Annotated in this window: 22 protein-coding genes; 9 read left to right on the top strand and 13 right to left on the bottom strand. The window is 65.6% G+C overall.

Annotated features, from left to right (window positions below; all coding sequences use genetic code 11):
- Positions 1–114 precede the first annotated feature (114 nt).
- Positions 115–1,392: an alpha-hydroxy acid oxidase gene (locus RMP10_RS22410; protein ID WP_310572297.1), complete on the top strand. Its 1,278-nt coding sequence runs from the start codon at positions 115–117 to the stop codon at positions 1,390–1,392.
- Positions 1,393–1,394: 2 nt separating this feature from the next.
- On the opposite strand, the gene RMP10_RS22405 is transcribed toward RMP10_RS22410, so the two are convergent.
- The gene (locus tag RMP10_RS22405) at positions 1,395–2,459 is read right to left on the bottom strand and encodes a hypothetical protein (protein ID WP_310572296.1); all 1,065 of its coding nucleotides are present in this window, start codon (positions 2,457–2,459) and stop codon (positions 1,395–1,397) included.
- A gap of 116 nt (positions 2,460–2,575) precedes the next feature.
- Between RMP10_RS22405 and RMP10_RS22400 the strand changes: the two genes are divergently transcribed.
- Both RMP10_RS22400 and RMP10_RS22395 read left to right on the top strand, forming a co-directional pair.
- Entirely contained in the window at positions 2,576–3,529 is a 954-nt protein-coding gene (locus tag RMP10_RS22400; protein WP_310572295.1) for a protochlorophyllide reductase, read from the top strand.
- An 18-nt stretch (positions 3,530–3,547) separates the two neighbouring features.
- The gene (locus RMP10_RS22395) at positions 3,548–4,201 is read left to right on the top strand and encodes a DUF4159 domain-containing protein (RefSeq protein WP_310572294.1); all 654 of its coding nucleotides are present in this window, start codon (positions 3,548–3,550) and stop codon (positions 4,199–4,201) included.
- Positions 4,202–4,211: 10 nt separating this feature from the next.
- Here RMP10_RS22395 and RMP10_RS22390 read toward each other — a convergent pair whose 3' ends face one another.
- From RMP10_RS22390 to RMP10_RS22370, 5 genes are all read right to left on the bottom strand, one after another.
- A complete protein-coding gene (locus RMP10_RS22390) occupies positions 4,212–5,546 on the bottom strand; it encodes a hypothetical protein (protein WP_310572293.1) in 1,335 nt (444 codons plus the stop codon).
- An 82-nt stretch (positions 5,547–5,628) separates the two neighbouring features.
- Positions 5,629–6,615 carry a serine/threonine-protein kinase gene (locus RMP10_RS22385; RefSeq protein ID WP_310572292.1) on the bottom strand — a complete coding sequence of 329 codons (987 nt, stop codon included), beginning with the start codon at positions 6,613–6,615 and terminating at the stop codon, positions 5,629–5,631.
- Positions 6,615–7,721 (bottom strand): alpha/beta fold hydrolase, encoded by a 1,107-nt coding sequence (locus RMP10_RS22380; RefSeq protein ID WP_310572291.1) that lies wholly within the window; start codon positions 7,719–7,721, stop codon positions 6,615–6,617. Before RMP10_RS22380 ends, RMP10_RS22385 begins: the two co-directional genes overlap by 1 nt.
- Positions 7,722–7,728: 7 nt before the next feature.
- Positions 7,729–8,265 carry a nuclear transport factor 2 family protein gene (locus tag RMP10_RS22375; protein WP_310572290.1) on the bottom strand — a complete coding sequence of 179 codons (537 nt, stop codon included), beginning with the start codon at positions 8,263–8,265 and terminating at the stop codon, positions 7,729–7,731.
- 11 nt (positions 8,266–8,276) lie between these two features.
- Positions 8,277–8,636 carry an antibiotic biosynthesis monooxygenase gene (locus RMP10_RS22370; protein ID WP_309671552.1) on the bottom strand — a complete coding sequence of 120 codons (360 nt, stop codon included), beginning with the start codon at positions 8,634–8,636 and terminating at the stop codon, positions 8,277–8,279.
- A gap of 87 nt (positions 8,637–8,723) precedes the next feature.
- Between RMP10_RS22370 and RMP10_RS22365 the strand changes: the two genes are divergently transcribed.
- On the top strand, positions 8,724–9,956 hold the full coding sequence (locus tag RMP10_RS22365; protein ID WP_310572289.1) for a PQQ-dependent sugar dehydrogenase: 1,233 nt from the start codon (positions 8,724–8,726) through the stop codon (positions 9,954–9,956).
- Position 9,957: 1 nt separating this feature from the next.
- On the opposite strand, the gene cysM is transcribed toward RMP10_RS22365, so the two are convergent.
- From cysM to RMP10_RS22335, 6 genes are all read right to left on the bottom strand, one after another.
- Entirely contained in the window at positions 9,958–10,863 is a 906-nt protein-coding gene (gene cysM / locus RMP10_RS22360) for a cysteine synthase CysM (RefSeq protein ID WP_345785842.1), read from the bottom strand.
- Positions 10,860–11,636, bottom strand: a complete 777-nt coding sequence (locus tag RMP10_RS22355; protein WP_310572287.1) for a DUF481 domain-containing protein — start codon at positions 11,634–11,636, stop codon at positions 10,860–10,862. Before RMP10_RS22355 ends, cysM begins: the two co-directional genes overlap by 4 nt.
- Before the next feature lie 31 nt (positions 11,637–11,667).
- Positions 11,668–12,897 carry a divalent metal cation transporter gene (locus RMP10_RS22350; RefSeq protein WP_310572286.1) on the bottom strand — a complete coding sequence of 410 codons (1,230 nt, stop codon included), beginning with the start codon at positions 12,895–12,897 and terminating at the stop codon, positions 11,668–11,670.
- Between the two features lie 77 nt (positions 12,898–12,974).
- On the bottom strand, positions 12,975–13,616 hold the full coding sequence (locus tag RMP10_RS22345; protein ID WP_310572285.1) for a cytochrome c: 642 nt from the start codon (positions 13,614–13,616) through the stop codon (positions 12,975–12,977).
- Positions 13,616–14,890: a sulfite dehydrogenase gene (gene soxC / locus RMP10_RS22340; RefSeq protein WP_310572284.1), complete on the bottom strand. Its 1,275-nt coding sequence runs from the start codon at positions 14,888–14,890 to the stop codon at positions 13,616–13,618. Before soxC ends, RMP10_RS22345 begins: the two co-directional genes overlap by 1 nt.
- A gap of 21 nt (positions 14,891–14,911) precedes the next feature.
- Positions 14,912–15,643 carry an AAA family ATPase gene (locus RMP10_RS22335; protein ID WP_310572283.1) on the bottom strand — a complete coding sequence of 244 codons (732 nt, stop codon included), beginning with the start codon at positions 15,641–15,643 and terminating at the stop codon, positions 14,912–14,914.
- Between the two features lie 89 nt (positions 15,644–15,732).
- Here RMP10_RS22335 and RMP10_RS22330 point away from each other — a divergent pair, with 89 nt between their 5' ends.
- The 5 genes from RMP10_RS22330 (at position 15,733) to RMP10_RS22310 (ending at position 22,005) form a co-directional block, all read left to right on the top strand.
- Entirely contained in the window at positions 15,733–16,140 is a 408-nt protein-coding gene (locus RMP10_RS22330) for a hypothetical protein (protein WP_310572282.1), read from the top strand.
- Between the two features lie 188 nt (positions 16,141–16,328).
- Positions 16,329–18,623 (top strand): TonB-dependent receptor, encoded by a 2,295-nt coding sequence (locus RMP10_RS22325; RefSeq protein WP_310572281.1) that lies wholly within the window; start codon positions 16,329–16,331, stop codon positions 18,621–18,623.
- A 10-nt stretch (positions 18,624–18,633) separates the two neighbouring features.
- Positions 18,634–19,155 carry a TlpA disulfide reductase family protein gene (locus tag RMP10_RS22320; protein ID WP_310572280.1) on the top strand — a complete coding sequence of 174 codons (522 nt, stop codon included), beginning with the start codon at positions 18,634–18,636 and terminating at the stop codon, positions 19,153–19,155.
- A gap of 36 nt (positions 19,156–19,191) precedes the next feature.
- Positions 19,192–20,508, top strand: a complete 1,317-nt coding sequence (locus RMP10_RS22315; protein WP_310572279.1) for a sialidase family protein — start codon at positions 19,192–19,194, stop codon at positions 20,506–20,508.
- A 120-nt stretch (positions 20,509–20,628) separates the two neighbouring features.
- Positions 20,629–22,005, top strand: coding sequence for a cytochrome c (locus tag RMP10_RS22310; protein ID WP_310572278.1), 1,377 nt, complete (start codon positions 20,629–20,631; stop codon positions 22,003–22,005).
- 6 nt (positions 22,006–22,011) lie between these two features.
- Here RMP10_RS22310 and RMP10_RS22305 read toward each other — a convergent pair whose 3' ends face one another.
- Positions 22,012–22,614, bottom strand: a complete 603-nt coding sequence (locus tag RMP10_RS22305; RefSeq protein ID WP_309671563.1) for a DUF2911 domain-containing protein — start codon at positions 22,612–22,614, stop codon at positions 22,012–22,014.
- Positions 22,615–22,681 lie beyond the last annotated feature (67 nt).

Here is a 22,681-nt window from a genome sequence, read left to right as displayed (position 1 = left end):
GCGGCGCTGGAGCGCGGAAAGGAAAGGCAAAGGAGGGGGAGCTGCGGGTGGGTGGGGGGAATGCGGGCAATCTATGACGCTGGACAACGGCGAGCGATGAGTGCCATTTGGGGCATGTCCATCGACCCCTCTCGCCGTCATTTCCTTACGTTTCTGGCGGGCAGTCCGCTGTTGGCTGCCGCCGGTCTCGACGAATCGGTGTTCTCCCGGCTACTGCAGGCCGGCGACGGACCGCGAACGCGCCTGGACGACACGGTCCTCCAGCTGGCGCAACAGATCCGCACCGCCGACGAAGCACTCGATGTCTTCGACTTCGAGCCCGTCGCCAAGCAGAACATTCCGGTGGCGCATTGGGGCTATCTGGCGACCGGCACCGACGACGACGCCACCATTCAGGCCAATCGCCAGGGCTTCGATCGCTGGGCGATGCGCCCCCGCCGACTCATTGACGTGAGCCGGCTCGACACCAGCGTCTCCTGGTTCGGCACCAAGTACCCCACGCCGATCGTCGTGAATCCGCTGGGCAGCCAGAAGGCCTTTCATCCGCTCGGCGAGATCGCCACGGCTCGCGCGGCCAAGACGAAAGATCACCTCATGGTGCTCTCCACGGTGGCCACCACGTCTATCGAGGACGTGATCGAGGCCCGCGGTGGACCGGTCTGGTTTCAGCTGTATCACCAATCCGACTGGGCGGTTACCAAGCAGATGGTGAAGCGCGTGGAGAAGGCGGGCGCACCGGCGATCGCCTTCACGGTCGACCTGTTGGGGGGTAGTAACCGCGAAACGATGATCCGCGAGGCGCGCAAGGACACGCGGACCTGCACCAAGTGCCATCTGGGCGGCGCACCGCTCCCCGGCGTGAGCGGACGGGTGGACGATCGCGACAACCGACGCAAGCCGAATCTCGTGGGCTACCAGAAGGCGACGCCGATCCCGGAAGTGGGTACGCCAACCTGGGAGTTCATCGACCGCCTCAAGCAGTCGACCAGCATGAAGGTGCTGATCAAGGGCATCGTGACCGCCGAAGATGCCGATCTCGCCGTGAAGCACGGCGTAGACGGATTGTTCGTGTCGAATCACGGCGGTCGCGCCGAGAACTCACATCGCGCCACCATCACGTCGCTGCCGGAGGTCCTGCTCGGCACCGAACGTCGCATCCCCGTGATCTGCGACGGCGGATTCCGCCGCGGCACCGATGTGTTCAAGGCCATGGCACTCGGCGCCACGTCCATCGGCATCGGCCGTCCCTACATCTGGGGCCTTGGCGCCTTCGGGCAGGAAGGCGTGGAAGCCGTACTCGGTCTGCTTCGCAAGGAATTCGAAGTCGCGATGAAGCAGAGCGGCACCCGATCACTCGCCGACATTACGCTCAAGCACATCACGCCGGCATAGCGTCACCTTTCGCCGTCGGGCGTGCGCGATGGCGAGCGACGGAGGTCGGTGAACGCTGCGTACTGATCAGTCGCCACGAAGTCGACGCCGCTCGCGATGGACGCGCGCCACCGCACCGTGGCCGCCGCCCGTGACCCGAAGTTATACGACGTCGTGAAGCCGCGATCCTCGGCGGCGGAAAAACCGTCGAGCGTGTAGAAGCGAATCCAAAATCCCTGCGCGTGCGCGCGCTGCACGAACGCGTGCAGCCGTACTGAATCGGCCGGCACCCACGCGCCGGCGGTTTTCTGCCCGCCCGCCTCGATCACGCTCCACGGAAAGTTCACCCAGCGCGCGAAGTTGTCGGCGTGGGCGTTGATGTGCGCTGCACTCGTCATGCGCATGGCGCGCCGCGCCCGCAACGCTTTGGTGGCTCCGGGCACTGGCACCGGGCGCATCGCGCCAAAGGCGCGCAAGGTAGCCCCTACGGGCACGTCATCGTGAAAGCGCCGTCGCTGCGCGGAGTCTGAGCCCACGAGCACCAGCAGCGGCCCGGAAACGAGCGCTTCAGCGTGTGCCGGCGTGGCGGTGCGCGGGGCCGTCGTCAGCCATGATTCGTACGTGCCCAGCAGCGCCCACACGGCGTCGAGATGCGCCGGTGTGTTGTCCTTGAAATCGAGATTGAGCGTGATCAGCGGCCACGTGTCGCGGCGGTTCTCCGCCAGCGCGCGCTCCATGATGGGTCGGATGCGGGCGAAGAAATGCGCGTCGAGCGTGGGGGCACCCTCGAGCGCGTCGTCGTCGTGCGCCACGACGGTGTGCGGCGCGCTCCCGCCTGCCACGCGCCAATGCAGGTCTTGCTCGATCGCGATCGGCAGGCCGGTGGCCAGCGCGTCATCGATCCGCGTACTCCACTGGCCCCGCTCGGGATACGCGTTGTGCGCGTCCAACAACACCCGTGCGCCCGGCCCGAAGTGCGCGGTGGCCTGCGGCGTGGCGTGAGCGCGTACGGCGTATGCCGTCAGGCAGGTCAGACCAAGCGCCATGGTCGCCCGCACGCGGGTACGGCGAAGGCAGCGAAATGACATGCGGATAGTGTAGCCACGACACTAGAATCGGAACAGATTCCCTCGGTGATCGATGTAACCGGTGATGCGGGGACCAACGTCCGTATCGCGCGACTTCTCCCTCCCGCGTACCTCTCGTGCCAACTGCTATCGTCACCGGTGCCTCCTCGGGTGTCGGGCTCTATGCCACCAAGTCGCTGATCGACCGCGGCTGGCACGTGGTCATGGCGTGCCGCGATCTCGCGAAGGCCTCACGAGTCGCCGGCTCGCTCGGCCTGAATCCAGCGCTGTTTACCCTGAGCCACCTCGATCTTGGCGTGCAGGACAGTGTGCGCACGTTCGTGGCCGAGTTCCTGGCATCGGGACGCGATCTTGATGCGTTGGTGAACAACGCCGCCGTCTACAAGCCGCGTCTTTCGGAACCGGCACGGTCGCTTGAAGGATATGAGCTGAGCGTCGCGACGAATCACCTGGGGCACTTTCTCCTGAGCCGCCTGCTGATGGACAAGCTGCAGCAGGCCGCCTCACCGCGGTTGATCACGCTGGGCACGGTCACGGCGAACGCGGAGGAGTTTGGCGGAAAAGTCCCGATTCCGGCGCCGGCGGATCTCGGCGAACTCGAGGGGCTCGAGCAGGGGTTCCGCGTGCCGGTGGCGATGATCGATGGCAAGCCGTTCAAGCCGGGCAAGGCGTACAAGGACAGCAAGCTGTGCAACATGATCATCAGTCGCGAGCTGCATCGACGGTATCATGAGCGCACGGGCATCGTGTTCAACACACTCTACCCGGGGTGCGTAGCCGATACGGCCCTGTTTCGCGACACACCACCGGCGTTTCAGCGCATCTTTCCCTGGTTCCAGAAGCACATCACCAAAGGCTACGTGACGCAGGAGCTCTCGGGTGAGCGCGTCGCGCAGGTTGTGGCCGACGACGCGTTCGCGCAGAGCGGGGTGCATTGGAGTTGGGGCAACAGACAGAACGGCCGCGCTGCGTTCCCGCAGCCGTTGGCCGCCAAAGCACAGCACGTAGCGCGCGCCGCGCGACTCTGGACCTTGAGTGAGCAGATGGTTGGACTCCCACCAAGCGACTGATCGCAGCGTCAACGCTTCATGATCGAGCCGAACGTGCCGTACGACGGGCGCTACACGTTCGTGCGACTGCGCTACACCCAGGGCTACCGTATGGCCTGGAGTGCGGACTATCCGCAGATGGAGCGCAACTTCATGACGATCTTGGGCTATCTCTCCACGCTGCGGTTGCACAAGAAAGCCAGCAACGTGCATGTGCTCGACGATCCCGCGCTCAATCACTACCCGGTCGCGTATCTCACGGAGCCGGGCTACTGGATTCCAACGCCGCAGGAAGCCGAAGCGCTGCGTCGCTGGATTCAGAAAGGCGGCTTTCTGATCGTCGACGATTTCTACTTCGACCGCCAGTGGGATGTGTTCGAGAAGGCGATGCTGTCGGTGCTGCCGAATGCGCGCATCGTGCCGATGGACGTGTCGCATCCGATCTTCAATTCGTTCTTTCACATCAAGACGCTGGTCGGGATGACCCATCCTGCCACACCGCTGGCCAAGGCCGAGTATCTCGGTATCTACGAGGACAACGATCCGAGCAAGCGGCTGCAGGTGATCATCAACTACAACAACGACATCGGCGACTACATGGAGTGGTCGGGCGAAGGCTGGTACCCCGTGAACTTCTCCAACGATGCGTATAAGTTCGCCACGAACTACGTGGTGTACGGGCTCACGCACTAAGGCGTGTGTACTAGCGCGGGAAGTCGGGCTTCGTGTCCGCGAGAATCTCCAGAATCGCCGCGCGATCGCTGGTCGAAAGCTGCGCGAACTCGGCGCTCGAGTCGGTGCTCATCAGTATTGCACGCAGCTGCCGATACACCTCACCCTTCGCCAGATCGGGGAGCGCGTTGAAGCTGTCGGAGTAGATCAGGAAGCTGAGCGGATACTTGAAGAGCCGCTTCTCGAGATCGAAGTCCCGCAACGACCGCCCCTTCGCGTCGCGCGGCCCCGTCTTCAGGAAGTCCTGCGCGTACGTCGTGGTGCCTTTTACCGTGCCACTGAACGGTGCTTCGCCGACGAACAGCATCGCTCGCACGAGCTTCTCCACGTCGCGGCGCAATCGCGCGGCGGGCCCACCTCCGGGCTGTGCGCGTGACGTGGTGTCCCGTCCGCTGACCCGCGACATCGAGTCTTCGAACACGGCGTCAGGAGCGGCTTCATGCACGGCGGTGATGAGATTATGCACGACGGTCTGATGCACGAGGACCATCAGTGCCACGATGTCGCTCTGTGCCGACAGATACGGCGCCGGGTCGAACTTGGCGATAAGATCGGGGCGCGCGCTCTCAGCGTTCATGTCGAGCTGCGCGCGATACGCCGGCTTGTCGGTGATCTCGTGCGCCAGTTTCGGGGAGTACACGTTGCCGGCATGTCCCTGCGCGCCGGCCGAGCCGGTCACGTACCAACCGGCGAAGCGCTGCTTGAGTGGGGTGGCGTCGGTCGTGCTGCCGTCATGCATCCCCACCACGGGATAGCCGTAGCGGTCGGCGATGGTGGAAATCACCATGAACCCCGGCACGCCGCCGGTGGCGTTGCGTGACTGATGGCACATCAGGCACGTGGTCGTCTCGCGGGAAAACACGGGACGGGCGCGCGGCTCCTGACTGAGTGTGTAGAACACCGCGCCGCGCACCGGATCGACGGCGGCAATCTCGAGGAATGTGCTTTCCTGCACATACCCGATGTACACGTCGTCATTGAAGTAGATCGCGCGCGGCGACCACGGCGTGATCTTGTCGGTCTGCAAGCTGGTACGCGAGAATACGAGGCCCTGCGACGAGACGGGGATGTTCAGCGTTTTCAGCAACGCGGGCAGGTAGCCCAACAGCGAGTCATGGGCGAGTGTGACCTGCCCCGCATCGAGCTGCGCCTGCAACCGGGCGATGGGATCGCGCGTGGCAGCAGCGAACGAGCGCGAACGCCGCACCACCGACGTGGGCGTGCCACCCAGCGTCGCCGCCGCGGCACCGAGCAGCGAGACAACCGCCGCGAAGGCACCGAAAGTCCGCCGTAATCCGGTATTCATAGTACCAGTTACAGTGGGATGGTGTGCATGCCCTCGCAACCAGTGTTTCCCTGACATGCGTCGGGTGGCGCGTCTCGCTCGGCTACGAGCCGAACGCCCCCAGCGCCCACACCGCGATCGCCGACAGCAGCAGCACCACCACGCCGATGGCGACGGCCCGCGTCGTCAGGGCCCGCGCTGCTGGCGGCACCACAGCGTACCCGCCCGATGTGCGACCGTCCGCCAGTTCATCAAGTCGCTGCCGCGCCTCGACCAGCGATGGCCAGCGGTCGGCCGGATCCTTGGCCAGCATGCGGGCGATCAATGCGTCGATGGCCGGCGTGAGCTCCGGCACCACCGCGCGCATCGACGGCGCGGGCGTCTCCATGTGGCCGCGAATCACTTCGGCCGGCGTGCCCGGAAACGGCAACCGCCCGGTGAACACCTCGAACGCCATCACGCCGAATGCGTACTGATCGGCGGCGGCCGTTACGCGCTCACCCGCGCGTTGTTCGGGGCTCATGTAATCCCACGAGCCCAACACGAGGCCGGTCTTGGTCACAATCGCAGCGTCGTTGCGACGGGCGATGCCGAAGTCCGACACGTATGCATTGCCCTGATCATCCACCAGCACGTTGGCCGGCTTTACGTCGCGATGCACGACGCCGCGATCGTGCGCATGCTGCAAGCCCGCCGCCACCTGCGATAACAAGCGGGCCGCCTGTGCCGGCGGCCGTGCTCCCCGTTCGGCCACCACTGTATCGAGACTGGTACCGTCCACAAACTGCATCAGGATCGCATGCGCGTCATCGCGACTGCGCACGCCGTATACAGACACGATATGGGGATGCTGCAACGCCGCCACCGTGCGCGCCTCGCGCAGAAACCGCTCCACCACGTCGCCGTGCACCGACACATCGGGTAGCAGCAGCTTGACCGCGACCTGCCGCTCCAGCCCTGGATCAAAGGCGAGAAACACCGCGGCCATACCGCCACGTCCGAGCTCACGATCGATCCGCAGTTCGCTACCGAAGAGCGTGCGCAACCGCGCACGCAGCTCCTCAGAGTCTACGCGGAACTTGTTCGCCACTAGCGGACCCGGCGCACGTCGCCGGCGGCGAGAAACGCGGCGATCTTCTCGTTGAGGAACCGCTTGTCATCGGGATTCGCGCCGGCACCGGCCGGATGTCCCCAGAGCGAGGGAATCGGCACCAGCTGCACCTTCGAAATAAACTGCGCTTCGTAGCGCGCATCAGCGACGGGGAAGTACAAGTCGGTTTCCGACGGCATGTACAACAGCGGCGCCGTAATCGACCGCAGCGCCTTCTCGGTGTCGCCGTTGAAGCCCGGGGTCGTACCCACATCGTGCCGTTCCCAGGTGCGTGCCTGCAGGATGTAGTTGTTGGCATCGGCCGAGAATCGCGAGCGCCAGGACTGCACAAATTGTTCGAAGGTCGTGCCCGGTCGCGCGCTCGCGCGCCACAGCTCCTTGCGCCACCACTCCTGCGAATACAGCCACGCCGCCCACACCATGCCGAACGCTTCGAGTCCCGCTTTTGGCGGCGCGGCGTAATCGCCGTTGTTGAACGACGGGTCGGCGGTGATCGCGGCGATCTGCCCTTCCAGGCGCATGATCCCGTGGCCGTACGTTTTCGCCGTGCCCGAGGTGGCCACGATGCGATCAGCGAAGGCGGGATAACTCACCGCCCATTGAAACGCTTGCTGTGCGCCCATCGAAAATCCGATCACCGCGCGCAGATGCGTGACACCCAACTGCTCGGTGAGCAGTCGATGCACGATCAGCACGTTGTCGCGAATCGTGGTCACGGGAAACCGTGGACCATGAAACGGCTCCGGGGTGTTGCTGGGCGACGATGAGGCACCGTTGCCGAACAGCTCCGTGGCCACCAGAAACAGCTTCGTCGTGTCGAGCGCCAGTCCGTCGCCGATCAGCCACTCGTAGCCGTGATGATTGGCCATGTAGTGCGACGGCAGCAGCACCACGTTGTCGCGCGCCGCGTTCAGTTTCCCGTAGGTGCCGTATACGATCCGCGCTTGCGGCAACGTGACGCCACTCTCCGTGGTGAAGTTCGACACCACGAACTCGCGATACTCGGCTTTGTGCGGCGGCGTACCCTGCGCCGTCAGAAGCGCAGGCGCGAAGGCCAGGAGCAGGGGAATCGCGAGTCGTTGCATGCCTGAGTTATGGCACCGCCACGAGCGAACAGCCAGCCCCTGTGCAGGTGAGTGCCACGAACACCTCGGAGCGGATCAACCATCGGCCGTCGCGCTTCACCCACTGCGCGGAAAATCGGCCGCCGATGATGACGGGGCCATCACGAGATCCCGCCCGCCCTTCCCACACGCCCGTTTCGAAGGCGAGCGGCCACTGGGCGCTCACCTCGACCTCGTTCGGGATGCGGCGATACACGATACGCGGAGCGGACGCAGATGCGGACGTGGATGCAGCGGCGCCGGCGGTCGGCTCGAACGCCGCACGGGCAGCGGCGCGGCCGGCCACTGGCGCGCCAAGGGCACGGCGCACCGTGACATCCTCGGTCCAGAACGACATAACCGCGTCGAGATCACCGTCGGCGATCGCGGCGTTCTGCGCCGCACGGGCCGCGCGGACGGCCAGGGCATCGGTCGATCGCGCATCCGCCGACTGCGCATGGGCGTCACCGGTGGCGGTCAACGTCATGAGCCCACCGAGCAGGAGCGTGGTACGGGCGATTCGCATGGCACGTTGAGTCAGCGGTGGAATCCGGCGGCCTGCCCCAGATACGTGGGCTGCAGCACCGACAGCGCGTCCTGTACCGACGCATCGGGCGACCCGTACACGGTGCACCGTGTGGGCGTGAGCAGCGCCATGAACCGCCCGGCGAAGCGCGCGCCGAAGGTCTGACAGTGCACCAATGCGGCGGCCGAATCGGCGTAACGCTCGTACAGATGGCACTGGCTGCCGTCGGCGCTCATGTACCACTCGTAGCCATGTGTGCCTGACTCGTGCGCGTGTGTGCTCGAGACCATCTCTTCCATCAGCGTGCGAAGCTCGTCCGAGCGTCCCGGCTGCACCTGCAATTCCAGCACCCAGCTGACCGATCCCGCCATGCGTTTCTCCTCCAGTGGAATGAGAGAAGGTGAACACCAAACCGCGGGCTCGGCAACCTTCCGCGCGATCCGGGAGTAGTAGAGCGGATGTTGACCATTCCGCTTCGCGTGATCGCCACCGCCATCGCTCTTGTGGTCGTCGGATCGGCCTGCTCCCGTCCGGCCGGCGAGCCCCAGCAGCAGCCCACGCTGCCAGACCAACCAAGCAGTGCCACGCCCACGCTCACGCGCACGGTCGTGCTCTCGAGTCTGAGCAATCCGTGGGACATCGCCTTCGCCAGTGATGGCGCGATGCTTTTCACCGAGCGCTGCCGTGGACTCTCGGTGCGACACACCGACGGCTCGGTGACACGATTGTTCGGCACCGCCGGCTCGTCGCTGGTCGCGGCCGATCTGCTCTGCCAAGGCCAGAGTGGCGTGCACGGCATCGCGCTCGACCCGGCCTTTGCGACGAATCGCGCGGTGTACGTGTACATGACGTCGAGCGCGACGACACCGCGCACGAATCGCGTGGTGCGTCTCGTGCTCGGCGCCGACCAACGCAGTGCGAGCAATCGGACCGATATCGTCACCGATATCGCGTTCAAGAATGCGGGCAACGCGCATGGCGGCGCCGGCTCGCACAGCGGCGGACGGCTGCGCTTCGGTCCCGACGGTTTTCTGTACGTGACCACCGGCGACAATCACAATGGCACCATTCCGCAAAGCCCAACCGTGCTGGGCGGCAAGGTGTTGCGCATTACGACCAGCGGTTCCGCGGCGCCGGGCAACAACGCCCCGGCCGGCTTCGACGCGCGCGTTTTCACTTACGGTCATCGCAACGTGCAGGGCATCACGTTCCGTCCGGGCACGGGACAACCGTTCATCGCCGAGCATGGTCCGAATCACAGCGACGAAGTCACGCCGCTGTTGGCCGGTGGCAATGGCGGGTGGGATCCACAGAACCGGCCCGCACTGAGTTGCGCCGACGGCTACTGCGGCTACGCCGGCAATGCGAGCACGATGCCCATGACGGACCTCATGCGCTTCCCCAACGCGCTGCGCCCGGCGTGGTCGAACAGCGGCTCATCGCAGGGCATGGGCCCGCTGGTATTTCTCACCGGCGCCGCGTGGCGCGGTTGGAACGGTGCGCTGGCCGTGGGCGTCATGGCCGGCCAGCGCCTCGATATTCTCACCATCGACAGCGCGGGGCTCGCCACCGGTCGCGTGAGCGCGGACCTACCCGGTACGCGATACCGTGCGCTCACGATGGGCTCCGACGGTTCGCTATACGTGGCGACCGACGGTGGCGAGATCTGGCGGGTCACGCCGGGCGCGTAGCCTACCCCGGAAACAACCCCGTGCTCAAATACCGGTCACCGCGATCGCACACGATGAACACGATGGTGGCGTTCTCTACTTCGGCGGCCACGCGCAAGGCGATCACGCACGCGCCGGCCGCCGATGGGCCGCAAAAGATCCCCTCCTCCGCAGCCAATCGACGCGCCATCTCCTCCGCCTCGGCTTGCGACACCTGCTCGATGCGATCGACTTCGGCCGGCTGATAGATCTTCGGCTGATACGCCGGCGACCACTTACGAATGCCAGCGATCTGCGAGCCTTCGGACGGCTGCGCGCCAACGATGGTCACGCCCGCCTGCTGCTCGCGTAGAAACCGTGACACGCCCATGATCGTGCCCGTGGTGCCCATCGCACTCACGAAGTGCGTGATGCCGCCCTGCGTATCGCGCCAGATCTCCGGCCCCGTGGTCTCGTAGTGCGCACGAGGATTATCGGGGTTCGCGAACTGATCGAGTACGCGTCCTTCACCGTTCGCCTGCATGGTCATGGCGAGGTCGCGCGCGTACTCCATGCCGCCCTGCGCGGCCGGCGTGAGGATCAACTCGGCGCCGTAGGCCCGCATGCTGGCGCGACGCTCGGCGCTGAGGTTGTCGGGCATAATGAGCGTCATGCGATAGCCGGTCATCGCGGCGATCATGGCCATCGCGATGCCGGTGTTGCCGCTGGTGGCTTCGATGAGCCGGTCGCCGGGATGAATCTCGCCGCGCGCCTCGGCGCCACGGATCATCGACAGCACCGGGCGGTCCTTCACCGAACCGCCCGGATTGTTGCCCTCGAGCTTTCCCAGAATGACGGTACCGCGCGCAGCGAGGTGGGCACCGGGAATGCGCTGCAGTCGCACCAGCGGAGTATTGCCGATCGTGCGATCGATCGTGGGATGCATCAGTACGTGAACTGGACGCCGGTCGTGAGCAAGCCATCGAACTTCTTGAAACGGACCGTCTGCACCACGCCTCGTACCGGCGGCAGCAACGGCGGCGCGTTGTTGAAGTTCACGAGATATCCCACCTTGATGCCGAAGCGCGCCGACAACGGCGCGACAACGGCCGACTTGGCGGTCAGCAGCCACGCATCACTCGTGGTGAAGTTCGGCGTGAACGTGGCGGTCTGTTCGAGGTACGCCGCCTTCGAGAACGCGTGGCGATAGTTGCCACTGGCATTCCCCACGAAGTCACTCTGTGATTCGGCGTCACCCACAAAGCTGCGTTGCAACGCGCCGACACCGAGGGAGAGCTGCAGCTTGTCGCGTTCGGTGTCGATGAACTGATAGCCGAGTCCGACGCCTTCTTGCACCTGGCTGTTGAGTCCGGCCGGCGTATTGCGCAATCCGGAGGCACTCACGTAGGCCGTGAGCTTCTTGGTAAGGTCGTAGTCGCTACGCAGCGCGAGCTGATACAGTTCGGCGTTCCGCACGCCATTGGCCGTGCCGCGCAGCGCGGCGGCGCTCTGCGAGAACTTCCAGTGCGCGAACGTGTAGGTGTATCGCTGACCAAGCGCGATCGTGGTAACCTGTTGATTGCCCTGACTGGCGGCGAGCGAGAAGTCACCAGCGAACTCGTACGGACGCTTTGGCGCCTCCTGCGCCGCCGCGCTCATCGCGAACAACGACAGGCCAGCCATGACGGCTGCCGCGCGGACGACACGATGTGATGTGGACATGAGACGATGGACAAGGTGGTATGGAGACTGGCTAGCTGATCCAACTCCACACCATGCCGGCGAGACAGGCCAGCACGAGCGCGAAACTGATCCAGCCCAGCAGGCGGGCGCCGGATGACGAACGCGCGTCTCCCATAATGTCAGCATTCCCCGCCAACAGCAGCAAGGCGGCGATGTGCAGCGGCAACATCGCCGCGTTCAACACCTGACTGCTGTAGATCAGCGGAATGAGCGGAAGACCCGGTATGGCGACCACACTGACGCCGGCGACCGTGAGCCCGACGAAGGCGGCATAGAACCAATGGAAATGCTTGGAGTCCAGATCCAGCGAGGCTGGCTCGCCGACCCCTTCGGCGATCGAGTAGGACGTCGCAATCGGCACGATGGCCGCCGCCAACAGGGACGACCCCAGCAGCCCGACGCCGAAAAAGAGCGTCGCAAACGATCCAGCCAGCGGACGCAGGGCCGCCGCCGCGTCGCCGGCATCCACGATGTGCACGCCGGCCTGGTGTAGCGTGGCGGCGCACGCCACGGCGATGGCGAGCCCGACGATGCCGGTGAGCAGCGATCCCACCACGACGTCCACCCGTTCCCATCGCAGCGAGGTCATGGTGATCTTCTTGTCCACCGCGTACGACTGGATGAACGCCAGTCCCCATGGCGCCAGCGTGGTGCCCAACGACGCCGCCAACGCGATCCATCCCGCTTGATTCAGCGGCATACGAGGCACGACCGATCCGTACGCGACCTCGGACCACACCGGCCCCGCCAGGATGCCGTCTACGATGTACAGGGCGAGGGTGGCCGATATCGCCAGCAGCACTTTCTCCACGCGGGCGAAGGATCCGAGCACGACCACCAACGTGATCAGCGTCCCGGCCGCGATCGCGCTCAGCCACGGGGGAAGTCCAATCAGCGAACCGGCGGCGGCCACGCCGGCGTACTCGGCGCAGATCGTGCCGAAGTTGGCGAACAGAAGGCCGAGCACCGCCGCATAGCCCCAGTGACGGCCCCAGCGCTCCCGCACCACCGCCACGAAGCCTTTCCCCGTGGCTGCACCGATGCGGACCGCCACCAGATGGAACTGCACCAGCAGGATCGTGGACGCGGGAATGATCCAGAGCAGCCGATAGCCATGCTCCGTGCCCAGGATCGAGTACGTCGTGATGCCCGCCGGATCGTCATCGCTGAGCCCCGCCAGCAAGCCCGGCCCCAGCACCGCCAGCACCGAGGCCAACGCACTGGCCCCGGCCAGTCGCATCGCGGCAAAGCGCGCGGTGATCCCCCGCTTGTGATGAGAAACGGCGTGGGCGGGAGCGCGCGTGACGCGAGGTTTCACTATCTGGCGGTGGCAGCCGGTTTGCGGTTATCCGGTACGAAATGATCGCGCGCCGGCATGCGGACGGCGCGAAGCCTCGCGGCATCGAGCGTGGTCGTGTCGGGAATGATGGCATTCGCCGACAGCAGGTACGCGGTGACGGCATACACGTCGTCGTCGGTCATCGAGCCTGGCGTGGCAAAGGGCATCGCGCGTTTGATGTAGTCGAACAGCGTGGTCGCATGCGGCCAGTAGTTGCCGATCGTCTTGGTCTTGTTCGTGGTGGCAAACTGGAACTCCGGCTTTGGAGCGCCGGCCGAATCGCGCCCCACCAACTTGGGAAAGGTTGGTAGACCTTCTCCCTTGGCCCCATGACACTGCGAACACTGTGCCGCGTACACGACGACGCCGCGGGCTACCGTCCCGCTCCCGGCGGGAAGCTCCGCGCCATCCTGGCCGATATCCTGATTCATGGCCGCGATCGCCGAATCGGCGGCGGCGTGACCCAGCCCGTACGACGCCTTCGCGCCCGGCCCGCCCGGCACCGCGCCGGCATCGTATGACGCGAAGGACGCATTGGTAGCGTCGCTGGAGGCGTTCGATCCGGCGCGACAGGCCGCGAGACAGGCCACCGTCGCCAGTGCTGATGCAATACGCATCATCAGGTCTCCCCGTGGAAGGTGACGGCACCAGTCCGATCGACCTTCCAGCCGATGATCTGATTGTAGTGATAGTCGGTGTACTCGCCGCGCTCGGCGACCATCGCGGTGCGTGTCGGCTGCACGTAGCCGGCACTGTCGGTGGCGCGACTCAACAGCGTTGCCTCGCTGCCTTGCCAGTTCCACATGTACTGAAAGCGCACCGTCGACTTGGGCTGCGGCGTGTTCAGCAGGTCGGCGTCGTGCCATGATGTGCCGCCGTCGATGCTCACCTCCACCCGCGTGATGCGACCGCGCCCGCTCCAGGCGAGCCCGTTCACACTGTGCCAGCCGCGCGCGGTGATCATGTTTGGATAACAGGGTGACGTGATCACCGACTTGGCATCGATCTCGAACGTGAAGATGCGCGCCGTGCCGTCAGGCATCGGATCGGTGTACTTCGATGTCTCCCAGCGCGTCATCCAGGGCTGCGTGCCCAGTTCGAGCCGCCGGAGCCATTTCACGTTGCTGTTCCCTTCGAAACCCGGTAGCAGCAAGCGCATCGGGTAGCCCTGCGCCGGACGCATCGGTTCGCCATTCTGCGCCCACACGATCATGGCGTCATCCCACGCTTTGGCGATCGGAATCGAGCGCGCCAGCTTGCAGGAGTCGCCGCCTTCGGCCAGAAACCAGGTGGCATCGGGCTTCACGCCGACTTCGCGAAACAATGTGGCCAGCGGGACGCCCGTCCACTCCGACGTGCTGAACAGGCCAGCCAGCGGCTGCGGCGTGGTGTCCGGCTTCGGGTCGCGATAGCCAGCACCGCCGTTGCCCGAGCACTCGATGAAATAGGTGCGCGTGATCTGCGGGAAGCGCTTGATGTCCGCCACGGTGAACGACATCGGACGATCCACCAGCCCGTGTATCGTGAGCGTGTGCCGCTCGGGGTCGATCGTGGGAATCCCGGCGTGGTGTCGCTCGAAGTGCAGATCGCTCGGCGTCATGGTGCCGGTGAGATCCTGCAGCGGCGTTCGCGAACTCCCCACGGGCGTGCCGTTGGGGATGCGTGTGGGGGCGAAGTACTCGGATCGCGCCCCCAGCGCTGCTGTCGGCGCGCCGGGCATCTTCGTGGCGTCGAGCGGCGCCACCGGACGCGGTGGGGGTGGCACGAGCGGCGCCGGCGGGATCGAGGGCGCGCCGCCTTGACCTTCGACGGCGAGCGGAAGTCCAGCAAGGGCGGCACCGCCGAGGAATCCAGCGGCGCCAGCCAGCAGATCACGACGAGAGAGATCAGTCATCGGGCAATACTACCGCCCGATTCAGTCCTCAAACAGATAGCGGAAGAAACGCTCCGGCGCGGCCAGGAAATCCCGCGTTACGCGGAAATGGTCGGTGTCGCGATAATCGACCTGCTCGATCGAACCATCGTCGAGACTGAACACGGTGGCGCCGGGAAAGGCGAGTAGCATCGGCGAATGCGTCGCGATCACGAACTGTGCTTCGCGCGTGACGGTGAGCTGATGGAGGATCTGCAGAAACGCCAGTTGGCGTTGCGGCGACAACGCAGCCTCGGGTTCGTCGAGCAGGAACAGTCCGTCGTCGAAGCGATGTTCGAACAGCGACAGAAACGCTTCCCCATGCGACTTGCGGTGCAACGACTCGCCGCCGTAGCGCGCAAAGTTGCTGTCCAACGACTCCAGTGTGCTCGCGAAGTTGAAGAAGGTTTCGGCGCGCATGAAGAACCCTTCGGTCGTGCGCTGCCGCCAGCCTAAGCGAAGGGCTCGACCCAGCTCGTACCCATCCGCCTCCTCGGCGAACTGATGATCCCGATTGCCGCCCTGCGCGCCAAAGCCTACGCTCCATGCCAGCGCCTCCAGCAGCGTGGATTTCCCTGACCCGTTCTCACCAACCAGGAACGTCACCGGCGTGGTAAACTCGAGCGACAGAGGGTGTTGCAGCAGCGGGATCTCGAACGGATGCACACCAGGCTGGATGCGCTCCTCGCGCAGCTCGAGATGCGTCAGGAAGGGACTGCCTGGTGTACCACGCATAGTCGTGAGCGACTCCAACGTTATGGAATGAACGGGGCCATCCACCCACTCTTCCCCAGTTCGCCAGCGTGAACTACCGTTAATTACGCATGCGGCATCCCATCTGGTACCGGGTCCTGATCAGCCTCTGGGCGGTCTGGTTCTCGACTGCGCTGATCGAGCCAGCCGGATTCTTTGCCTGCGCGATGCATTCGGGGATGCCTGCCGTGACCGCCGCCACGACGGCTCCGGTGGAGCACATGACGCACCGCGATCATGTCGCGTCCGCTTCCGCAGAGACCGCCGAGCCCGAGCACGACTCACACCCGTGCTGCACCTGCCTCGGCCAGTGCTCTACCATGACGGCGACAGTCGCGGCCCGCGTGGATGTCACGATCGAGGCGTTCCTCTCGCACCTGGCGAGCGTGCAGGCCGCCGTCGTGCTCTCGCGCGTGCCACTGCGCCCGGCCCACGCGCTGCCGTTTGCGAACGGCCCACCACCCACGGTGCGCGCCTAGGGCCCTTTCCGGCCTCGCCGCACCTGCTGGTCCCTGCCGACATCGACGCCGCGTGAAGCATTTCACGTGCGCGTCGCCCCTCTCGCGTATTTCCTGACTGCTCCCGCCCCTGCGTTGCGCCATCCGGCGTTGCGCGGGGCCGGTGTGAGCGGGGGGAGAGCGCCCGTACTCCTATCCCGACCACGTTTATGAAGCTCGTGACCCTGCTCGGCGCCCTCCTGGTCGCCGGCACCGCCCGTGCGCAGACGCAGCCCACCAAGCCCATCGGTAAAGATTCCACCGGTCGCGACACCGTGACCACTCTCGGCGGCCTCCGCGTGACGGCCGATCGCGACACGCGCCCCGCGCTCACCCGTCTTACCATGCCGGTGAGCGCCAGTGTGACCGCCAAGCGCGTCGAAGAAACCGTGAACCTGATGGACGCCCCGGACGCGGTGAAATACCTGCCCAGCGTGTTCATCCGGAAGCGCAACAACGGGGACACGCAGGCCGTGATGGGCACCCGTGTGTGGGGCGTCAGCTCGAGCGCGCGCAGCCTCGTGTTCGCCGACGGTGTGCCACTGTCGGCATTGATCGCCAACAACAACACCATCGGCGGTCCACGGTGGGGTCTGGTGGCGCCTGAAGAGATCGAACGCGTGGACATGATGTACGGCCCGTTCTCGGCGGCGTATCCCGGGAACTCGATGGGCGCGGTCATGGAGATCACCACGCGACTGCCCGAGAAGTTCGAGGGCTCCATCTCGCAATCGCAATCGCTGATGCCGTTCGATCTGTACGGCACCACCACCACGTACGGCACGTCGCAGACGTCGGCCCGTGTGGCAAACCGCTTCGGCAAGCTGACCGTGTCGCTCAGCGGCAACTACCAGGACAGCAAAGGGCAGCCGCTCACGTATGTCACCGGCGCCACGTTTCCGGCGAATACGACCGGTGGATTCGCGGCCACCAACAAACTCAACGGCGCCGCCAATGTGTTGGGCGCGACGGGCTTGCTGCACACGCAGATGACGAATGCGAAGATCAAACTCGCATACGACCTCACGCCCACGGTGCGCGCCGCCTACACGTATGGTTTCTGGCAGAACGATGCCAACGCGGGCGTGGAGTCGTATCTCACGCGCGCCGGTGCCTCGAGCTACGCCGGGCTGGCCGGCTTTGCGAGCGGCAACTACGGACTGCTGCAGCAGCACAACGCACAGAGCATTTCGCTGCGCACCGACACCAGAAAGAATTGGGACTTCGAGGTGGTGGGCACGAGCTACACCATGGACACCGACCGCCAGCGCTTCTCCACGTCGGCGTCGTCCGCGGCGCCGACGTTCGGCGACGCCGGTCGCGTGGCCGTACTCTCGGGCACCGGTTGGCGCACCGCCGACGTGAAGGCCGCCTGGCACAGGGGCGGTGCACTCGCTGCCCACACGGTGACGTTCGGGGCGCACGTGGATCAGTACACGCTCTCCAACCCCACGTACAACACCGCGAATTGGCGGGTGTCTGACCCGGTGACCACCACCGTGGCATCGCAGAGTGATGGCAAGACGCGTACGGCCGCGCTGTGGGTGCAGGATCAGTGGCGCATCACCCAGCAACTGCGGCTCACCGTCGGTGGACGCTACGAGCAATGGCACGCCTTCGACGGCTTGAACGTGAACGGCAGCACGCGTGTGACGCAGCCCGAGGTCGATGCCTCGCGCTTCTCGCCCAAGGCCTCGCTGGCGTGGAATGTGTCACCCGCTTGGACGCTCACCGCGTCGGTCGCCAAGGCGTATCGGTTTGCGACGGCGGCCGAGCTGTATCAGCTGGTGACCACCGGCGTGACATTCACGTCACCCGATCCGAATCTCAAGCCGGACAACGTGCTGGCCAGTGAAGTGCGGATCGAGCGCGCGTTCGCACGCAGTCGCGTGCAGCTCGCGCTATTCCACGATGATGTGCGCGACGCCATCATCTCGCAGTTCCAGCCGCTGGTGCCGGGATCACAGACGTTCTACTCGTTCATCTCCAATGTCGATCACGTGCGGGCGCGCGGCGCCGAGCTGGTGGTGTCCGAGCACGACGTCCTGATCCCGGGTCTCGAACTGTCGGGCAGCGCGACGTACCTGGATGCCCGCACGCTGAAGACCTCAGGGCGCGCCAGCGCCACGGCGCCGGCCAACGCGGCCATCGGGAAGCAGCTCCCGAACATTCCCGAGTGGCGCGCTAACTTTGTGGCGACCTATCGCCCCGTGCCGAAACTCGCCATCTCGCTGGGCGGGCGCTACAGTGACGCCGTGTGGACCACGCTCGACAATGCCGACCTGAACCCCAACGTGTATCAGGGATTCAGCGCCTGGTTCGTGGCCGACGCGCACGTGAACTATCGTTTCGGCAGTCACGTGTCGGCGTCGCTCGGCGCGGACAACCTGCTGAATCGGAAGTACTTCCTGTTTCATCCGTTCCCGCAGCGCACGTATTCGAGCAGCCTGAAATACACTTTCTGATCCTGACCTCATGACGAGCTTCGTACGCGCGGGACTGTTTGCGCTCTTGGCCGGTGTATCGCTCTCGGCGTGCGAACGCAGTGCCACCCCGAGGGCGCCCGCACTCGGCGCCCCGGCGCCGGCCTTCACCGCGATGACGCTGGAGGGCGAGCCGGTTGCCCTGGCCTCGCTCTCCGGCAGCGTCGTGGTGCTAAACGTGTGGGCCACGTGGTGCATTCCCTGTCGGGAGGAGATCCCACAACTGGAAGCGCTGCATCGCGAGTACGGCGCGCAGGGACTTAAGACGATCGGCGTGAGTATCGACGCCGCCGGCATGGGTGGCGACGTGCGCGACTTCGCCACGGAACAGGGGATGACCTACCCGATCTGGCTCGATCCGGACCATCAGTTCTCCCTCAAGTTTCTCACCGTCGGCGTGCCGGAGACGTTCGTGATCGATCGCGCCGGTGTGATTCGCTTTCGCATGATCGGCGCGTTCCGACGTGGCGATACGACTCTGGCCGCCGCCGTAAGGCGCGCGTTGGCGTCGTAGATGCCGCTCATCACCCGACCTCTTGCTCCACGGGCCATGCGCGCGCTTCGAACCGTTCACGTCACCCTGATGGGTGCGGTACTGCTCTCCAGCACCGCGTTGTCGGCGCAGTCGCCCATCGCGACGCTCGCGGTTGCCGAACGCACCGGCGCCAACCCCACGGTTGCCGCCCACGGGGTGTTCGTGGCCGTCGCGTTTTCGGCCGCGACGATTTCATCAATGGACATCTTCGTCGCCACCAGCACCAATGGTGGCACGACCTTCGGCCTGCCCGTGCAAGTGAATCGCGTGGCCGGCGAAGCGCGGGTAAGCGGAGAAGAGCCGCCGCGGGTGGCGCTGGTGCCGCGTCGTGGTACCACGCCAGAGATTGTGATCGTGTGGACCGCGAAGGCCGGCACGACGTGGAAGCTGCTCAGTGCGCGGTCGCTCGACGGCGGCCGCACGTTCTCGGCGAGTACGCCCGTGCCCGGCAGCGACCGCGAGGGCTCGCGCGGCTGGCAGTCGGTGGCCGTAGACGCCACCGGTCGCATTTCGGTGCTGTGGCTCGACCATCGCGACCTCATCGCGGCCGATGCCGCGCATCAGCATAGCACGGCCGCAGCGAGTGGCTCGACTGGTGCGACCGCGGCGCCGATGGCGATGCCCAAGGGCGATCCCACCGAGCGCGCGGCGCTTTCGCAGCTCATGTTCATCTCGTTGGGAAGCACCCGTGCGCTCTCCGTTGCCCGCAGCGTGTGCTATTGCTGCAAGACGGCGATGGCCGTGTCGGGCGATGCCGTGTACGCGGCATGGCGTCACGTATATCCGAGTGGTGAGCGCGACATCGCGTTTACCCTGTCGACCAATCGTGGTCGTACCTTCGCGACCCCAGTGCGGGTGAGCGACGATCACTGGAAGCTCGATGGCTGCCCCGACAACGGACCCGCGCTCGCCATCGACGCCACCAAGCGTGCACATGTGGTGTGGCCCACGGCCAGCGAGGGCAGGAACGCCACGGCGAAGGACGCGATGGCATTGTCGATCTACTACGCCGTGTCACGCGACGGCAAGGCGTTCAGTGCGCGCACGCGCGTGCCCACGCGCGGACCGGCGTCGCACCCGCAAATCGTGATGCTGCCCAACGGCACATCGCTGGTGGCGTGGGATGAGGTGGTCGACGGCACCCGCCGTCTGGGACTCGCCCGCGCGACAGTAAGCGCGAGTGGCGCTGTCAGCTTCACGCCGGTGGCCGCCCCCGACGCCGGACCGGGGCAGTGGTATCCGTCGCTGGCCGCGTCGTCGGGCGGTGCCGTGATCACGTGGGTGCGTCAGCTTGAGAGGGGGAGTACGGTGGCGGTAGCGGTGGTGCGCTGAGCGGACGCCGGTCATGGTTGAGCTCGCTGTCGCGCAGCGCGAATTCGGGTAGCTTCTGCCGAGCACAGGTGACAGCCCACGTCATCTGAGCATCGGCTTGCCTTCCGGAGAGTACCGCTCATGGCACCACGTGATCTCGTTGGCCGCGCCCGCGGCCGTCTCGCCCGTTTCAGCGCGCTGGCGGGCGTGGCCCTCGTCTGCATCGCCACCGCACGCTATCGCGAGCCCCTGATCGCGCAGGACACGGCCCCTACGTTCACCAAAGACGTGGCCCCGATCCTGTACAAGAACTGCACGACCTGCCATCGCCCCGGCGGACTCGGTCCGTTTTCGCTCGTGGACTACGACAGCGCCAAGGCGAATGTCGACGACATTCGCGACGCCGTGCGGTCGGGCTTCATGCCGCCGTGGCACGCCGAAGGACCACACGGCACGTTCAGCAACGATCGCCGGTTGTCCGACCTCGAGAAGTCGACGGTGATGCGTTGGATCGACGCCGGTGCGAAGAAGGGCGACGAGAAGAAGGCGCCGGCGAAGCCGATCTACGCCACCGGATGGGAAATCGGCACCCCCGACGCGATCGTCACGATGCCGGAGGATTTTACCGTGCCGGCGTCAGGCACCGTCGAGTACCAGTACTTCGAGATCCCCACCAACTTCACCGAAGACAAGTGGGTGTCGGCGATCGAGTTCATGCCGGGCGCCCGCGAAGTCGTGCACCACGTGCTGGTGTACGCGAAGGTGCCGGCGAATCCGAACGCAGCTCCCGCGGCGCCGCGTCCGGCGGGTACGCCGGCACCGCGCCCGCTCTTCGTGCGGAAGCCGCAGTACGATTCGCCGGAGGATCCGCCGCGCCAGGATTTGCGTCACGGCCCGCCGCGCCAGCTGGGAGTGCTCATCGGCAGCACGGCACCCGGCACGAATGTCATGACGCTCCCTGCCGGCACCGCGCTACGCGTGCGCGCCGGCACCGTGCTCACGTTCCAGATGCACTACACCGCGCACGGACACGAGATGAAGGATCGCACCAGCGTCGGCTTCCGCTTTGCCCCGGGAATGCCGGACGAGGAGATGCGCATGGGCGCGTACATCAACGGCGCCTTCACGCTACCTGCCGGCCAGAAGGACATCGCCGTCACGGCCGACCTCGAGCCCACGGAACCGATCAAGCTCTGGGGGCTGCTGCCGCACACGCATCTGCGAGGTACGAGATGGAAGTACACGCTCGAAAAGCCGGACGGCACATCGCAGCTTGTGCTGGATGTGCCGCGTTACGACTTCAACTGGCAGACGTACTACTTCTTCAAGAACCCCATCGACATCCCGGCCGGCGGCAAGCTCGTTTCGACAGCGTGGTACGACAACTCCGCCACGAATAAGCACAATCCTGACGCCAACAAAGATGTGAAGTGGGGCGATCAGACGTGGGAAGAGATGCAGTACACCGGCTACATGTACACCGTGCCCAGCCGACGTCTGAAGCCCGCGTCGAAGTAATCGCGCTTACCGCACCACCCACTCGGTGGTCAGCATGACCGTGTCCCACCCGATGCGCAGCTCACCGCGCTGTGCACCGGGTGCGGTCGACGGCACCAGCCAGATGGACAGGCTCTCCAGCGGCGTTGCGATCGCGCTCTGACGCAGATCGATGCGCGCGACGTCTTTCTTCGCATCATACGCCGTTGGATTCACCGACGCCGCACCCGTAGTCTCAGCCTGCAGGATCAAGGTCCAGCCCGTACGTACGGGCAGCAGCTGTGCGATGTAACGTCCCTTCGGCACATCCTTGCCACCGATCGTCAGATCAACATCGGTCGTGAACAGGGTGGCGCCGTTCGCACCGAGACGCCACACCGTGCCGAACGGCACAAGGCTGTCGGTGTTGATACGACGGCCGCGCAGGTGCGGCTGTCCGTAATCGATGCGCATCACGGCCGCCTTACCGGCCGCGCGTTGCGCCGCGGTATCGACCAGCGTGAGTGACACTTCGGAAATAGCGCGCGTGCTGGGGGCGGCGCGACGGGCACCGGCTTGCGCGGAGAGCGGAGACGCGAGTGGCGCACTGAAGAGCGCGGACAGCGCGAGCGCCGGAAGCAGGAGTTTCATGGGTGGGCCGGGAGGAAGGAGGGAGCAGCGTGCTGCTCAACTCTATACATTTTCGGCCCACCGCGCA

The sequence above is a fragment of the Gemmatimonas sp. genome, assembly GCF_031426495.1.
Classification (GTDB): domain Bacteria; phylum Gemmatimonadota; class Gemmatimonadetes; order Gemmatimonadales; family Gemmatimonadaceae; genus Gemmatimonas.
The sequence above is the reverse complement of the archived record's forward strand: the minus strand, read 5'-3'. Positions and strand labels throughout refer to the sequence as shown.

What these genes read in the sequence shown, in the direction of transcription:
- RMP10_RS22410 (WP_310572297.1), top strand. Translation starts at nt 115, where the DNA reads ATGTCCATCGACCCCTCTCGCCGTCATTTCCTTACGTTTCTGGCGGGC.
- RMP10_RS22405 (WP_310572296.1), bottom strand. Translation starts at nt 2,459, where the DNA reads ATGTCATTTCGCTGCCTTCGCCGTACCCGCGTGCGGGCGACCATGGCG.
- RMP10_RS22395 (WP_310572294.1), top strand. Translation starts at nt 3,548, where the DNA reads ATGATCGAGCCGAACGTGCCGTACGACGGGCGCTACACGTTCGTGCGA.
- RMP10_RS22390 (WP_310572293.1), bottom strand. Translation starts at nt 5,546, where the DNA reads ATGAATACCGGATTACGGCGGACTTTCGGTGCCTTCGCGGCGGTTGTC.
- RMP10_RS22380 (WP_310572291.1), bottom strand. Translation starts at nt 7,721, where the DNA reads ATGCAACGACTCGCGATTCCCCTGCTCCTGGCCTTCGCGCCTGCGCTT.
- RMP10_RS22375 (WP_310572290.1), bottom strand. Translation starts at nt 8,265, where the DNA reads ATGCGAATCGCCCGTACCACGCTCCTGCTCGGTGGGCTCATGACGTTG.
- RMP10_RS22370 (WP_309671552.1), bottom strand. Translation starts at nt 8,636, where the DNA reads ATGGCGGGATCGGTCAGCTGGGTGCTGGAATTGCAGGTGCAGCCGGGA.
- RMP10_RS22365 (WP_310572289.1), top strand. Translation starts at nt 8,724, where the DNA reads ATGTTGACCATTCCGCTTCGCGTGATCGCCACCGCCATCGCTCTTGTG.
- RMP10_RS22355 (WP_310572287.1), bottom strand. Translation starts at nt 11,636, where the DNA reads ATGTCCACATCACATCGTGTCGTCCGCGCGGCAGCCGTCATGGCTGGC.
- RMP10_RS22350 (WP_310572286.1), bottom strand. Translation starts at nt 12,897, where the DNA reads ATGCGACTGGCCGGGGCCAGTGCGTTGGCCTCGGTGCTGGCGGTGCTG.
- RMP10_RS22345 (WP_310572285.1), bottom strand. Translation starts at nt 13,616, where the DNA reads ATGATGCGTATTGCATCAGCACTGGCGACGGTGGCCTGTCTCGCGGCC.
- soxC (WP_310572284.1), bottom strand. Translation starts at nt 14,890, where the DNA reads ATGACTGATCTCTCTCGTCGTGATCTGCTGGCTGGCGCCGCTGGATTC.
- RMP10_RS22335 (WP_310572283.1), bottom strand. Translation starts at nt 15,643, where the DNA reads ATGCGTGGTACACCAGGCAGTCCCTTCCTGACGCATCTCGAGCTGCGC.
- RMP10_RS22330 (WP_310572282.1), top strand. Translation starts at nt 15,733, where the DNA reads ATGCGGCATCCCATCTGGTACCGGGTCCTGATCAGCCTCTGGGCGGTC.
- RMP10_RS22325 (WP_310572281.1), top strand. Translation starts at nt 16,329, where the DNA reads ATGAAGCTCGTGACCCTGCTCGGCGCCCTCCTGGTCGCCGGCACCGCC.
- RMP10_RS22320 (WP_310572280.1), top strand. Translation starts at nt 18,634, where the DNA reads ATGACGAGCTTCGTACGCGCGGGACTGTTTGCGCTCTTGGCCGGTGTA.
- RMP10_RS22315 (WP_310572279.1), top strand. Translation starts at nt 19,192, where the DNA reads ATGCGCGCGCTTCGAACCGTTCACGTCACCCTGATGGGTGCGGTACTG.
- RMP10_RS22310 (WP_310572278.1), top strand. Translation starts at nt 20,629, where the DNA reads ATGGCACCACGTGATCTCGTTGGCCGCGCCCGCGGCCGTCTCGCCCGT.
- RMP10_RS22305 (WP_309671563.1), bottom strand. Translation starts at nt 22,614, where the DNA reads ATGAAACTCCTGCTTCCGGCGCTCGCGCTGTCCGCGCTCTTCAGTGCG.